Source organism: Paenibacillus sp. NN59, assembly GCF_057597225.1.
Genome location: NZ_CP199678.1, coordinates 990,023 through 1,004,331 on the forward strand (window position 1 = coordinate 990,023; position 14,309 = coordinate 1,004,331).

A 14,309-nucleotide genomic window follows, 5' to 3' on the forward strand; every position below is an offset into this window, starting at 1 on the left:
TTATAAATAGGCCATCTCGTCGAGTTCATCACTCGAGATGAAGCTTTTATTCTGTTCTGGGCGTTTTGGTTTGTCTGCCTCGGTATACGCCACATTCCATTGTTTCAGAAGAGCTTCCAGTTCAGGCATTTGTCCATTTCGGGCAATGTCTTGAATATTTCTGATCTGGTACAGAATGCCATGTTTGCTTCGCATCGACTTCACCCACATACAGTCAAGAACGAGTCCCTCGGCAAGCGGCAAACGAAGCTCATAGACCATTTCCTGCCGTGATATGTTCAAAAGCAAAAATTCATAGTTAAAGTCCATCAGCATAACGGTTCCATATTCGGGTGTGTCCAGTTCATGGTTCAGCGGAATGCGTGCCAGCTTGCGGTTGGACATGAGGCCCACTTGTCCGCGTTTTACAAAATTCAGACGGATGTCCTCAAACGTACTGATATCTTTATCCAGCTTCTGCGGAAGCGTAGGCTCGCGGTCATACACAATATGTAACAACTGACGCTGATCCTGTTCTGTAATCTCGTGCACTTTGAATGCATACTTCCACTTATTACCGAATGAAGTTACGTGAGTTACCTTGGCTGTAAACTCGCTTGAATAATGATCTGTTACCAGACGTACAGCAAATTGGGCTTCGCTCGGGATGTATCTCGGCGTATCCAGTACGATAGCGATCCCGCCTTCCGAAATATCATGCGTAACCGTGGACAGCGTTTCACCTTCGGTTGTTAGTGTACAGTCCACAGCAGCCAGAATACGCTCATAGTTGCGGAACACTTTACGTCCGCTGAGGAAAAAGATCGACATCATAATGTTGTAGAAATTAATCAACAGCCAGTATAGAACAACGAGAAAACCAATGGTGCCCTGACTAAATGTCCAGTGAATGCAGTTGACGATACCGATTATAGAGAGCACAGCCAAGATCAGATGCGGAATGATCTGTTTGAGCTGGTAGCTACGATCGTTATGAGCACCGTCTTTACGAGTCACTGCAAATTTATTCATGGTGATGCCCAGTGTTTCCAGAATGACCGCAGGTAGCAGTGATGGAAAAAGAATAGTTTCGTATACATTCGTCCATTTCGTAGTTCGAATATTACCTGACAACATACGCAGACACATATTCGTTAATAGATACATCGGTAGCCAGAACACGAGAATTTCCAAAATGGTACACTTCACCACGAGCACACCGAACACAGCAAACAGAATGGGTGACATGATATACAGCACTCGTTTAAGACCGGAATACCAATAGGTTATAGAAGAGATATAATTCAGTCTTTGGGCAAACGTAAGTCCACGCTTGAACAAGATATTCATTTTTCTGCCCGTTTGAATACATCCGCGTGCCCAGCGTTGGCGCTGTTTGATCAGGCTTTTCAGATCACCGGGAGCAAGTCCCGAAGCAAGTACTTTATTGGTGGCAAAACAGCGATACCCTTTGCTCTGCATTTCAATGCCAGTGGCAAAATCCTCTGTAATGGAACCAGTATAGAAACCGCCCACATCTTCGAGTGCCTGCCTCGAAAGTACCGTGTTGGTTCCGCCGTAGATAACGGAGTTGGACTTGTTCCGTCCGACCTGCACATCGCGATAGAAGTAGTCCTGTTCATTCGGAATTCGAGCTTCGGAATACAGATTGTATTGAAACTGATCGGGATTATAGAAGCTTTGCGGAGTTTGCACGAAGCCGATCTTTTCTCCTGTCAGAAAATAAGGCACGCAGGACGTCAGAAAATCATGCTTCGGAATCATATCGGCATCAAACGTGGCGATTAGAGGGGAGGAAGTATGTTTCATGGCGTTGTTCAAGTTTCCAGCTTTGGCGTGGATGTGCTCTGTCCGGGTCAGATAGTTAATCCCCATATGATCGGCCAGTTTTCGCATCTCGGGACGATTGGAGTCGTCACACAGGTAGATATGTACTTTGGAGCGGTCCGGATAATCCATATTGAGACAGCCGTTAATCGTTTTGAAAAGCAAGGATGCAGGTTCGTTAAAGGATGCAGGTTCGTTATATGTAGCTATAAAAACATCAACGTCAGGATACAATGACTCATCAACGACAGGAAGTTCAGGATATTCAAGCCGGGTCATGTTATAAAAATGCACAGCGAGTTCAAACATACCAATGAGTTCGACAATCAGGAGGGCAAGACCGGCGGTCACGGCAAGCGGGCCATGGCCGAAAGGAATGGTGAAGAAGGTACGCCATATGACGTAAATACAAGACATGATCACCGTTGCGGTAACCAGCATTTTTTTGCGTGTGCTTAAACGATTCAAGGTGCATACCTCTCTCTATAATTGGTGAAAGTAATTAACGTTCATCAAGTCTAACCATATGTCTATCGTACAATAGCGTTCTGAACGAATTCTGAACAAAAGAAATGAATGAAATTGTGTATTAATCCATTATATGTGATGGGAACGACATGTTTTGGTGTTTAAATACAGTCTAGTAATGACGAAATATGTCGAATCATGAAGATTATTGTATTTATTTCATGCGAAATTAGCAACATTTTTATTTTAAGTCCATAATGTGGAAATTGTTACGTTAGTGGAATGATTACATAAAAAAGACGAGCCTATGGGCTCGCCTTTTTTGATTGATCTTTTGCAGATACCGTAATCTCACTGTAGCACTTCCATGCTACCCGAGATTTATTAATCGGATATGTTGCGGGTGTAATATTCAATGATATCCTTACGACGAATGATTCCAAGAAAGACCCGATCTATATCCACCACGGGCACAAAGTTTTGGTCTGCCGCAAGAGTCAGCATATCCTCCATCTCTGCTTCGATGTACACGCACTCATTATAGACACGATGGCTAATCTCATCGACCTGCACTTGGTCCATATTATCAAATGTTAATCCAGGCGTATTACGCATTTTCCATAACAGATCACCTTCGGACAGAGTAGCAACATATTTTCCATCCGGATCAATTACGGGAATGGCGGTGTAGTGGTGCGATTCCAACTGCTCAATAGCATCTTTCATGGAAGCGGTAGACTCGATATAGGCCACTTCGGCTTTTGGGAGTAAAAAATAGCTGATTTCCATCATCGGGCTCCTTTTCAGCCTTTTGCATCGCAAAAAAGCTTTAGTATGTAATTCACTATTCTTATTTAAACATATTATGTGAGCTTAAGGCTATTTTTAATGACAAATTCATCAGATTTGTCACATTGTTTAATCGGCGCAGGAAATTTATAGTATAGAGTAGAGGTGATGTGACATGAAATCGAAACGTAAATTATTATATGGACTCTTGCCGATTCTATTTGCAGGCGGTATTGGAATGTATCTTTATATGCAGAATAGCAAACCGGAGGAACCGAAACCGCAGACAACTGTGAATCAGTACATAGAGCATTTACAAAAGAAAGAGTTCGGCCAGCTGTATTCGTTGATGTCACCTGCTTCGTTGACAGAGGCAGGCATGTCTAAGGAACAGTTTATTGAGAAATACAATGCAATCTACTCGGGTATGCAGGTCTCTGCTGTTAAAGCTGAGCTGACAGCAGCGAATACGACAGGAACGGAAGCTGACTCTGGCGCTCAAACAACAGGGACTGAAAGTGGAACCGAGACTAAGGTTGAATCACAAGCAACAACGGACAGAGAGGGGACGAATCAGGCAGAACAAGGGGCTAGTAACCCTGATCTCTACCAGACCGATTATGATCTACACCTGACCACGTTTTTAGGGGAAGTCAACGAGACACATACGCTTAATTTAGTTCGACAGGAGTTGGAGGACGGGAGCAAAGTCTGGCAGATTAACTGGAATCCGTCCCTGATCCTCAGTGACATGGTGAAAGGTAGCAAAGTTCGGGTGAAGACGTTATTCCCGAATCGAGGAGATATTGTAGATCGTGACGGGTTGCCGCTTGCAACCCAGGGCACAATGAATGAGTGGGGCATCGTACCCGAGAAGCTCGGAGAGAACCCGGATCAGATGATTGCACGCATCGCGGATCATTACAAGGTGTCCGTAGAAGCCATTCAGAAGACACTTGGTCAGACATGGGTGAAACCGGAATTTTTTGTGCCAATGGGCTCGACAGAGGAATTTGATGTACCTTCTTCTCTTAGCGGAGTTGCTCTGCAAAGTAAGGAAATTCGGTATTACCCGCTTGGTGAAGCAGCGGCACATCTGATCGGATATGTGCGTAAGGCCACGAAGGAAGACTTGGACAAAGATACCGAAGGGTATTACCGTGCGGAAGATTGGATCGGCAAAGCCGGACTGGAACAGTCTATGGAGAAGCAGCTACGCGGAGAGCGTGGCGGTTTAATTGAAATTACGGATGAAGCGGGCAACACGCGTTCCGAATTGATCCGCAAAGATGCAGTCGACGGTAAGGATGTGCAACTATCCATCAGCTCCGCACAGCAACAAAGATTGTATCAGACGCTGGCGGGTGGCGGCGATGCCGGAGCGATGGTGATGATGAATCCGAAGGACGGAAATATGCTTGCTATGGTGAGTGCGCCTTCCTACAATCCGAATAAAATGGTTACCGGTCTGACGCAGGCCGAGTGGGATGCCTATTCGGCGAACGAGAAGCTTCCTTTTATCAACCGAGTAACGACACGATATGCTCCCGGCTCAACCTTCAAGGCGATTACTGCGGCTGCGGGGTTGATGGAGAAGGTGACCACACCGGACAAAACCCATGAAATTTCTGGTTTGCAATGGCGGAAGAATGATAGCTGGGGCGGATATTACGTGAAGCGGGTGAAAAGCCTGAGTCCCGTAAATATGGTGGATGCCCTCGTATACTCCGACAATATTTATTTTGCAATGGAAGCGACTGAGATGGGGAGCGCCAAGTTTATCGAGGGCATTCAAAAGTTCGGGTTTGGTGACAATTTCGGGCTGGATGAACTCTATTTGAAACCTAGTCAGTATGCAAATGAGGCGCACAGGGATCTTTCTTCCGAGGTGCTGCTAGCCGACACTTCGTATGGTCAAGGTGAGATGTTAATGTCGCCGATTCATCTGGCTACTGCGTTTACGCCGTTTGTGAATGAAGGCAAGCTGGTGAAACCTGTATTGATTGTTGGAAAAGAGACCCCTGATCCTGAGGTGATTATCACACCGGATGTAGCCAATACCGTTACTGACGCACTGAAACAGGTGGTGTCTCGTCAAGGCGGAACGGCACATGCCCTTAGCTCGATTGCTGGCGGTCTTGCAGGCAAGACAGGAACGGCCGAACTGAAAGCGAAGAAGGGTGAGAAAGGTCAGGAGAATGGATTTTTCGTTACCTTTGATACCGAATCACCGTCGTTCCTGTTGGCAGCCGTAATCGAAGAGGTGAACGGGCGCGGTGGCAGCCATTATGTGGTGGATCGCTTGAAACCATTCCTGGAGAAACTTCAGCTTGAGCCGTGACTATGAAATCTGGCAACGATAAGAAATAACCAAAAAACGCGTTCTTGGCTTGAACCATACAGGTCGCCAAGACGCGTTTTTCATTTTACTTTATATACTAAAATTTCATAATAGATTTAAGATCATTTTCTGGCTGTAATCATGAAGCGCGCCGAGTTGGTGCGAATCCCTTTCTCATCGCGGTGATCTAGAACAAACTGTTCAAAGATATCCAGGTCGGACTCGAGTTCTCCAAATTGAGGAACGATAGGTGTGTGTGTCAGCAGGAACAAGAGATCCTCAGGTGTAGCGTAATACTCGGTTACGTTATATTCACGGACCTCAATGTGCTGGAAACCTGCATGTTGCAGCTCTTGTTTGTATTTTTCCAAGAGTGTTCCGGGCTCTATGCCGAGATGTTGTCCACGTCCAAATGCTTGCTTTACATTCAATTTATCGTGCTCGCTGACCTGCTGGGTCAGGAATACGCCATCCTCTGCGAGAACGTTGTACACTTCTGACGCGGAGAATGCGGAATGTCTGCAAGAAACGATATTGAAGAATGACTTTGGAAACTGTAAGTTGTCCGCATCCATCTGAGTGAATCGCACATTGGAGCATTTTTTAGTTCGCTTTAAATTTCGCTGAGCTGTCTCGATCATTCCATGAGCCAAATCGATGCCGACAAGCAGATGAGCATGTTCAGCAATGGCGAGCACGGCTTCGCCTCCACCTGTGCCGATGTCCAGCAGCAGATCGGATGTTTGTGTGCAACGAGTCACCTCATCATAGAAGTCCCAGTCGGTGGGTTCAGAGATCACCTTCATCGTGCTGAAATCCCATCCATTTTGTTGACCGACACGTTCATAAAATGTGTTGTAATCCCACTGTATTGTCATATTAATTCTTCCTCCAGTATGTGATGTGTTATTTAGGATTTGTTGTTTTCAATCATCGTTCATCTACACATCGAACAGGCTCAAAAGGACAGACCTACCCCTTGGTAGCTGGTACGCGTTTTGATCCAGCCCGACATTTAATTACTTCGAACGATTGGAAACAACATCCCTTTCACCTCACATGTTGGAATAGCCCCATTATACATAATTGACAGCGCATACGCGAGGTGATATTTTGGGGTGGAATCTATTCTAGGAATCCGAGGTGATCAATGGTGGCTGTTCGTGCTAATCAGATTTTTGTCAACTTGCCAGTCCAGGATTTGAAGAGATCGGTTGATTTCTTTACGAAAGTAGGGTTTGAATTCAATGCCCAGTTTACGGACGATAAGGCTACCTGTATGATTGTCGGAGAAAATATCTTTGCCATGCTTCTGGTGGAGGAACGTTTCCAATCCTTTATCACGAAAAAAATCGCGAACGCGGCTGAGACAACAGAAGTGATCGTCGCTTTATCTGTTGCTTCCCGTGAAGAAGTGGATGCGATTGTACAAGCTGCCCTTGATGCTGGAGCGAAGCAATATAACGAACCTCAAGATCATGGATTCATGTATGGACGGAGTTTTCAAGACCTGGACAACCATCTATGGGAAGTCTCTTATATCAATTTGAGCGCGTTCCCTTCGAACCAGCCCGAATAGATCAGCATGAATTGTGCCCTCTAACTATCGCTGAATGGATAAATAAATGAAACTAAATAGATCCGCATCAGATGGACTTGCGGAATATACATGAAGGCCTTCCTTGAAAACAGGAAGGTCTTTTTTTAGGCTACAAAATAAATGATCAGTATAAATCCTTACTACATATCTTATTTTTCCTTCAGAATATATGGTGCATTTTACCTTTTTGCTATATGATAAATGTCGATTCACCCCGAGATTAGGCAACACATATTCTGGAGTGATATCAAGTAACAGAACGACAACAGAAAAACAAAAGATATAATATGTATAAATTTACATATGTTTAGGCTGGAGGGATCAGGATGTATTGTCACATATGCGGCACGAAAAATAGCTCTGGGGAAGACCACTGTCAGAAGTGTGGAACCCGATTGAAACAAGATAGCTCCACAGAGGAGCAAATCTGGTCGGAGCCATCAGGACTGGAGCCACGTAATGCATCTGCAACCGGAACGGTGAGCAAGCGCAAGAGCAGTCCATTTGTATGGATTATCCCACTGCTACTTGCAGCAATTATGGGGGCGCTGTTAGCGTATTATTATAATCAAGAGAATCTGATTAACGCTCATGTGAAGACACTGCATCTTGAGGCAGAGAAGGCTGCACTGGACGGGAAATATTCAGAAGCTCTGGAGTTGCTGGACAAAGCCCTCGCTCAAAGACCGAATGTAGGAGCACTCGTTCAGGATCGTAAAATTACAGAGCAAGCGAACAACTTACTAAAACAAATGGACGAAGCCGCGAATCTGCTCAAAACAGGTAAGCTGTCGGAAGCGGACAAAATGATTCAAACCGCGGCTAAAACATTAAACGAACGCCAAGAGCCGGTGTTTGATAAGGTAAGGTCAGCGTTGAACAATCGAAAGGTGACCCTGGCTGTTTTGAAAGTGAAAAAGGAAATTGATCAGTTAACAACCGTCGAGGCACTCGCTGAAAAACTCAAAACGATCTCCAATCTGAACGGTAAGGAAGCCGAAGTTGTGAAAAAGCAGATTACCGATAAGCTGGCAGGTATCAGTTATAAGCAGGCGGAGCAGCAAGTGAAGAAGCGTGATTTTACAGCAGCACTGCAAACCGTGGACAACGGATTATCTTATGCGCCTGAGGATCAGAAGCTGACTAAATACCGGGATGAAGTGTTGCGTGAGAAGAAAGCTTTTGAGCAGGCAGAGGAAGAACGGATTCGACTTGCAGAACAGCAAGCAGCTGAAGAAGAACTTCGCAATCGTACAGGGGCTGTATACGTAACGGATCTGTCTGCTAAGCTGGATGAGTATGGAGACTTGTATATCAGCGGGTCGGTGTTTAATCAGGGAACACGCCCTATATCATCCGTGGCGCTTATCGTTAGCATCAATGCCTCCAATGGCGATTACATCGGTGAGACAGATGTTTATGTATACCCAGCTATATTGGATGTAGGCGAAGAAGGATATTTTGAAACCTACTATTATGGGGTATATGAAGCCGCGAATGTGACAGTTACGAATGCATCATGGTATGTGGAGTAGGAGGACGACAAAATGAGCAAACGTGTATGGGGAACGATCATTTCCAGTGCAATAATTATTGTTGCTGGTGCTGGAGGCGTATTTTGGATTCACCAGCATACAGCAGATGAGATGGCGCTAGCTCCCAAACTGGCTGTGGCTTCCTCGAAACAGGCGGATCAACCCAAAGTAAAAACAACATCTAAAACCACAGAAAAGAAAACGCGTAAACAGATTATTGAAGATAGTCAGCGAAAAGTAGTTACGATTGAAAGTAGCGATGGTCTGGGCTCAGGCTTCTTATATAATAACAAGGGCGATGTCATCACTAATGCGCATGTCGTCGAGGGTTCCAAAGAAGTGACGATTCGCACCTTGGATCATCAGGAATATCGGGGTACAGTGATTGGTTTTGGCGAAGAGACGGATGTTGCTGTTGTCAGAGTCCCTGATCTTGTGAAAATGGAACCTCTGCCTATTGCTTCAGCCAAAGCGGAGGTTGGTGATGAAATTCTGGCACTGGGCAGTCCGCTGGGTTTTGAAAATACGGTAACTACCGGCATTATTAGCGGGCTTGATCGCAGTTTTGAAATCCCGCCTTATATTTATACCAACTTGTATCAGATATCTGCTCCGATTACTAACGGTAACAGCGGCGGTCCGCTGATCAACGCGGAAACGGGAGAAGTGCTGGGGATTAATTCGACGGTGGTTAAACAGGAAGGTGGACTGGGGTTCAGCATTCCTATCACCAGTGTATTGAAGCAGGTGCAACAATGGTCAGAGCGCTCACCTGATACCAAAGGGGCACAAACGGTAAGGGACTCATCTTCGCAGACGTCGTCCGCTGCTTTATCTGAAGCGGAAGCACTGGTTGCTGATTTTTACAACTACCTGAACATGAGTGATTATGTATCGGCCTATGCGTTGCTCGGAAGTGATTGGCAGAAGGGCACAAGTTACGCTAAATTTCGTGAAGGTTATACGTATACGAGCTATGTTAGTGTGGAGAAAATTTCGTCTGCGAGTACGAGTAAGGAAGAGATGGAAGTGAGCGGTGTGATCGCTGCCGAGGAGCGCAAGGATGGGGAATACGTAACGACTCAATATAACGTGACATATCAGGTCGGATACGAGAATGGCCAATTAAAGATATTACATGGACAGGGTAAAAAGAAGAAATAAATGGATTCGTGAATAAAAGGAGGGCTTGCCACATGGCGGGTTCTCCTTTTATATTGCGGATTAGACATATATTTGCTAGAATACAGAACGAATGTTCAGTATATAAGAATGGAGTGAAGTGAGTGAGTTTGAATAAAAAGCAGCTCCAGTCCGAGCAGACCAAGAAAAAACTTGCGGATGCATCCAAAGCCCTTTTTGTACAAAAAGGATATAAAGCAACGTCTATTGAGGACATCGTCGCGGCGACTGGAAGTAGCAAGGGAAATATATATTATCATTTCAAAAGCAAAGAAGGGCTCTTCCTCTATCTCATTGATGAATGGGATCGGGAGTGGGAAGCAAGCTGGAAATCAAAAGTTCATCTGTATCACACTTCCACCGAGAAAATCTATGGACTGGCGGAACAGCTCATTATGGATGATATCAACCATCCTTTAACAAAAGCGGCTGATGAGTTCTTCACTGGAGAGAAAAAAGAGAATGATATTGAAGAACGAATCGCAGTATTGTTTGAGCGGCATATCCAATTCAATAAGCAGCTGATTCAAGAAGGAATAGACAGCGGGGAGTTCAATGATCAGAATGTAGAGCATCTTGCGTTGATTTTGGAAAGTACCATTATAGGGCTTAGTCAAATGTCGCGTAAGCTGGAACCGGGCGAGGCTCTTGCGTTGTATCGTCAGGCCGCCAGTGTATTTCTGCACGGGATTGCCAAGGATAAACAGCATAATTAGACAACGATGGAGGATGGAATCATGGCTTTACTGACACGTAACAGGGGCGCGTTGCTGCTGTTGATGTTGAATATTTTTCTCGTATTTATGGGTATTGGTCTGGTTGTGCCGATCATGCCTGCTTACATGAACTTGCTTCATATTACGGGCTTTACGATGGGACTTCTGTTCGCGGCGTTCTCTTTCACACAGTTTTTGTTCTCTCCAGCAGCAGGTCGTTGGTCAGACCAGTGGGGACGCAAAAAGATTATCGTATTCGGGATGCTGATCTTTGCGGTATCAGAATTTATGTTCGGTGCGGTGAACGCGCCTTATCTGCTCTTCGCAGCCCGAATGCTGGGCGGTATTGGCGCGGCGTTGATCTTTCCTGCGGTTATGGCCTATACGGCTGATATCACAACGGAAGAAGAACGCGGTAAAGGCATGGGGCTTATTAATGCGGCCATTACAACAGGTTTTATCATCGGGCCAGGAATTGGCGGTTATATTGCCGAGTTCGGCATACGGGTTCCTTTTTATGCGGCAGGGGTTGCGGGTTTGCTCGCTGCAATCATTACACTGATTATCTTGCCTGAATCCGAGCGGAGCGCGAGTGAGCAGACTACACCTGAAACTAGCGGGGCAAAAGTAAAAGCACCAGGTATGGTATCTCAGCTTATCAATTCTTACCGGGAACCTTACTTTTTCAGTCTAATCATCGTATTTGTCATGGCTTTTGGTTTGGCTAACTACGAGACGGTATTCTCCCTGTTTGTGGATCACAAGTTTGGTTTCACGACCAAAGATATTGCGTTTATCATTACATTTGGTTCCATTGCTGGAGCAGTTGTGCAAGTATCCCTGATTGGCTGGTTGCTGAACACATTTGGGGAAAAGAAGGTTATTACGGTATGTTTGCTGTTTGTCTCCGTATTTGTATTACTAACCTTGTTCGTTCACACGTACTGGTTAATCGTTGTTGTAACGTTTATCGTCTTCTTGGGAATGGATATTTTACGCCCTGCAATCAGTACGCAGATGTCCAAGCTCGCTGAAGAACAACAGGGATTTGTGGCTGGGCTGAATTCCGCGTATACAAGTCTGGGCAACATCGCTGGACCCATCGTAGCTGGAGCGTTGTTTGATGTGAATATTAACTATCCGTATGTATCGGCTGCGGCGGTGCTTGGCATCTGTTTCTTATTATCCTTACGTGTGCTAAGAAGTGTTAAATCGGTACAAGAGCCAAAGGTTCAAGTGTAATTCTCCTAAATATAAAACGTGAACACTTCAAGTTTGGTATAATAAGAAATGCTGGAAGTGAATCACATGGGCTGAGTTACATTGGAACATTACCGAGGAAGATCATTTTTAGACATAGACAGGATTAATGGAGTGATAACATGAGCAAAGCAAAAGGTAAGGGCGGCACAGGCCGCGGAACGGGCAAAAAAGGTTGGAATCGCTGGCAAGCCAGTGCCAACCGAGCGAAAAGTGCTCCTAAGCCTTATAAAAGCAAGGGAACCAAGAATAAGGAAAACGCTGAGTCTGCTACGGATAAGTCCAACTAAATGGACAGGGGAAGAGGCGGAGTGGAATCAAGTGTGTAGTTTTTCAGAGAAACAGCAGTTTTTGGATGTGGTATTCATATCTGAAGAACTGTTGTTTTTTTTATGAAGGCATAGGGGAAATAGATTTTTAAGAAGGCTTTTTATTATAGAGAGAGATATAAATATTAGTTTCTCTTCGTTTAGTTCTTAAGGTAAACGGCTGGTATCATAAGACAATGTGACTTTAAAAACAAAGTGTTTATATATTGAGTAAACAACATCTCAAAATTTAATCCTAAATATGGAAAATTAAATTTAATAAATAATGCTTTACATGTGGTGTCGATACGTGGTATATTCTTATTCCGGCCAAGAAAACACAGCTTACACGGTGCGGCAAGCCATTGAAAACAAGCTTCGAAAGAAAATTGAAAAAAAAGAGCTTGCAAAGTTGGTTCGGACATGATATTATATAAGAGTTGCTGAAACGAAATGGTTTCGGTGGCGCAAACAAGTTTGATCTTTGAAAACTGAACAACGAGTGAGTAAACATTCTGCTTGCAGAATGACGTGAAGGTTTTTGGTACATGCCATCTGGCTGTATGGAAACTGGAACACAAATGAGATTTTAATCTCGTCAGATTCAAAATGAGCTTATCGCTCTTTTCAATACCCCGATGAGTTACACCGCGTTTAACGACGCTGCGAAATTCATATTTATTGGAGAGTTTGATCCTGGCTCAGGACGAACGCTGGCGGCATGCCTAATACATGCAAGTCGAGCGGACTTGAAGAGAAGCTTGCTTCTCTAATGGTTAGCGGCGGACGGGTGAGTAACACGTAGGCAACCTGCCCTCAAGCTTGGGACAACTACCGGAAACGGTAGCTAATACCGAATACTTGTTTTCTTCGCCTGAAGAGAACTGGAAAGACGGAGCAATCTGTCACTTGGGGATGGGCCTGCGGCGCATTAGCTAGTTGGTGAGGTAACGGCTCACCAAGGCGACGATGCGTAGCCGACCTGAGAGGGTGATCGGCCACACTGGGACTGAGACACGGCCCAGACTCCTACGGGAGGCAGCAGTAGGGAATCTTCCGCAATGGGCGAAAGCCTGACGGAGCAATGCCGCGTGAGTGATGAAGGTTTTCGGATCGTAAAGCTCTGTTGCCAGGGAAGAACGCTTGGGAGAGTAACTGCTCTCAAGGTGACGGTACCTGAGAAGAAAGCCCCGGCTAACTACGTGCCAGCAGCCGCGGTAATACGTAGGGGGCAAGCGTTGTCCGGAATTATTGGGCGTAAAGCGCGCGCAGGCGGTCATGTAAGTCTGGTGTTTAATCCCGGGGCTCAACCCCGGATCGCACTGGAAACTGTGTGACTTGAGTGCAGAAGAGGAGAGTGGAATTCCACGTGTAGCGGTGAAATGCGTAGAGATGTGGAGGAACACCAGTGGCGAAGGCGACTCTCTGGGCTGTAACTGACGCTGAGGCGCGAAAGCGTGGGGAGCAAACAGGATTAGATACCCTGGTAGTCCACGCCGTAAACGATGAGTGCTAGGTGTTAGGGGTTTCGATACCCTTGGTGCCGAAGTTAACACATTAAGCACTCCGCCTGGGGAGTACGGTCGCAAGACTGAAACTCAAAGGAATTGACGGGGACCCGCACAAGCAGTGGAGTATGTGGTTTAATTCGAAGCAACGCGAAGAACCTTACCAGGTCTTGACATCCAACTAACGAGGCAGAGATGCGTTAGGTGCCCTTCGGGGAAAGTTGAGACAGGTGGTGCATGGTTGTCGTCAGCTCGTGTCGTGAGATGTTGGGTTAAGTCCCGCAACGAGCGCAACCCTTATATTTAGTTGCCAGCACTTCGGGTGGGCACTCTAGATAGACTGCCGGTGACAAACCGGAGGAAGGTGGGGATGACGTCAAATCATCATGCCCCTTATGACCTGGGCTACACACGTACTACAATGGCCGGTACAACGGGCTGCGAAATCGCGAGATGGAGCCAATCCCAACAAAGCCGGTCTCAGTTCGGATTGCAGGCTGCAACTCGCCTGCATGAAGTCGGAATTGCTAGTAATCGCGGATCAGCATGCCGCGGTGAATACGTTCCCGGGTCTTGTACACACCGCCCGTCACACCACGAGAGTTTATAACACCCGAAGTCGGTGGGGTAACCGCAAGGAGCCAGCCGCCGAAGGTGGGATAGATGATTGGGGTGAAGTCGTAACAAGGTAGCCGTATCGGAAGGTGCGGCTGGATCACCTCCTTTCTATGGAGAATCGTTTCCCGCGTGGAAACATTCAAATTATGCAGCTCAG

At 45.8% G+C, this 14,309-nt stretch carries 10 protein-coding genes and 1 rRNA gene; 8 read left to right on the forward strand and 3 right to left on the reverse strand.

The genetic code is table 11. The features are described 5' to 3' along the window. Together ACT89M_RS04375 and ACT89M_RS04380 are read right to left on the reverse strand one after the other, a co-directional pair. On the reverse strand, positions 1-2,295 hold the full coding sequence (locus ACT89M_RS04375) for a glycosyltransferase (protein WP_308723279.1): 2,295 nt from the start codon (positions 2,293-2,295) through the stop codon (positions 1-3). A 384-nt stretch (positions 2,296-2,679) separates the two neighbouring features. Then, complete coding sequence (locus tag ACT89M_RS04380; protein ID WP_090923108.1) at positions 2,680-3,084, reverse strand: CBS domain-containing protein; 405 nt, start codon at positions 3,082-3,084, stop codon at positions 2,680-2,682. Between the two features lie 175 nt (positions 3,085-3,259). Here ACT89M_RS04380 and ACT89M_RS04385 point away from each other — a divergent pair, with 175 nt between their 5' ends. Continuing rightward, positions 3,260-5,425: a penicillin-binding transpeptidase domain-containing protein gene (locus ACT89M_RS04385; protein WP_308723278.1), complete on the forward strand. Its 2,166-nt coding sequence runs from the start codon at positions 3,260-3,262 to the stop codon at positions 5,423-5,425. Positions 5,426-5,547: 122 nt separating this feature from the next. Here ACT89M_RS04385 and ACT89M_RS04390 read toward each other — a convergent pair whose 3' ends face one another. Further along, positions 5,548-6,303, reverse strand: a complete 756-nt coding sequence (locus ACT89M_RS04390) for a class I SAM-dependent methyltransferase (RefSeq protein WP_154891692.1) — start codon at positions 6,301-6,303, stop codon at positions 5,548-5,550. Between the two features lie 275 nt (positions 6,304-6,578). Here ACT89M_RS04390 and ACT89M_RS04395 point away from each other — a divergent pair, with 275 nt between their 5' ends. From ACT89M_RS04395 to ACT89M_RS04425, 7 genes are all read left to right on the forward strand, one after another. Further along, positions 6,579-7,004: a VOC family protein gene (locus ACT89M_RS04395; RefSeq protein ID WP_145414606.1), complete on the forward strand. Its 426-nt coding sequence runs from the start codon at positions 6,579-6,581 to the stop codon at positions 7,002-7,004. A gap of 347 nt (positions 7,005-7,351) precedes the next feature. Then, positions 7,352-8,560 carry a hypothetical protein gene (locus tag ACT89M_RS04400; RefSeq protein ID WP_154891693.1) on the forward strand — a complete coding sequence of 403 codons (1,209 nt, stop codon included), beginning with the start codon at positions 7,352-7,354 and terminating at the stop codon, positions 8,558-8,560. Between the two features lie 12 nt (positions 8,561-8,572). Then, the gene (locus ACT89M_RS04405; RefSeq protein WP_154891694.1) at positions 8,573-9,724 is read left to right on the forward strand and encodes a S1C family serine protease; all 1,152 of its coding nucleotides are present in this window, start codon (positions 8,573-8,575) and stop codon (positions 9,722-9,724) included. A gap of 128 nt (positions 9,725-9,852) precedes the next feature. Beyond that, complete coding sequence (locus ACT89M_RS04410; RefSeq protein ID WP_154985244.1) at positions 9,853-10,458, forward strand: TetR/AcrR family transcriptional regulator; 606 nt, start codon at positions 9,853-9,855, stop codon at positions 10,456-10,458. A 21-nt stretch (positions 10,459-10,479) separates the two neighbouring features. Continuing rightward, positions 10,480-11,700, forward strand: coding sequence for an MFS transporter (locus ACT89M_RS04415; protein WP_090923097.1), 1,221 nt, complete (start codon positions 10,480-10,482; stop codon positions 11,698-11,700). 140 nt (positions 11,701-11,840) lie between these two features. Beyond that, positions 11,841-12,008: a DUF3934 family protein gene (locus ACT89M_RS04420; protein WP_154891696.1), complete on the forward strand. Its 168-nt coding sequence runs from the start codon at positions 11,841-11,843 to the stop codon at positions 12,006-12,008. Positions 12,009-12,704: 696 nt separating this feature from the next. Next, positions 12,705-14,260: ribosomal RNA gene (locus ACT89M_RS04425) — 16S ribosomal RNA — on the forward strand. Positions 14,261-14,309 lie beyond the last annotated feature (49 nt).

What these genes read in the sequence shown, in the direction of transcription:
- ACT89M_RS04390 (WP_154891692.1), bottom strand. Translation starts at nt 6,303, where the DNA reads ATGACAATACAGTGGGATTACAACACATTTTATGAACGTGTCGGTCAA.
- ACT89M_RS04380 (WP_090923108.1), bottom strand. Translation starts at nt 3,084, where the DNA reads ATGGAAATCAGCTATTTTTTACTCCCAAAAGCCGAAGTGGCCTATATC.
- ACT89M_RS04415 (WP_090923097.1), top strand. Translation starts at nt 10,480, where the DNA reads ATGGCTTTACTGACACGTAACAGGGGCGCGTTGCTGCTGTTGATGTTG.
- ACT89M_RS04405 (WP_154891694.1), top strand. Translation starts at nt 8,573, where the DNA reads ATGAGCAAACGTGTATGGGGAACGATCATTTCCAGTGCAATAATTATT.
- ACT89M_RS04400 (WP_154891693.1), top strand. Translation starts at nt 7,352, where the DNA reads ATGTATTGTCACATATGCGGCACGAAAAATAGCTCTGGGGAAGACCAC.
- ACT89M_RS04420 (WP_154891696.1), top strand. Translation starts at nt 11,841, where the DNA reads ATGAGCAAAGCAAAAGGTAAGGGCGGCACAGGCCGCGGAACGGGCAAA.
- ACT89M_RS04385 (WP_308723278.1), top strand. Translation starts at nt 3,260, where the DNA reads ATGAAATCGAAACGTAAATTATTATATGGACTCTTGCCGATTCTATTT.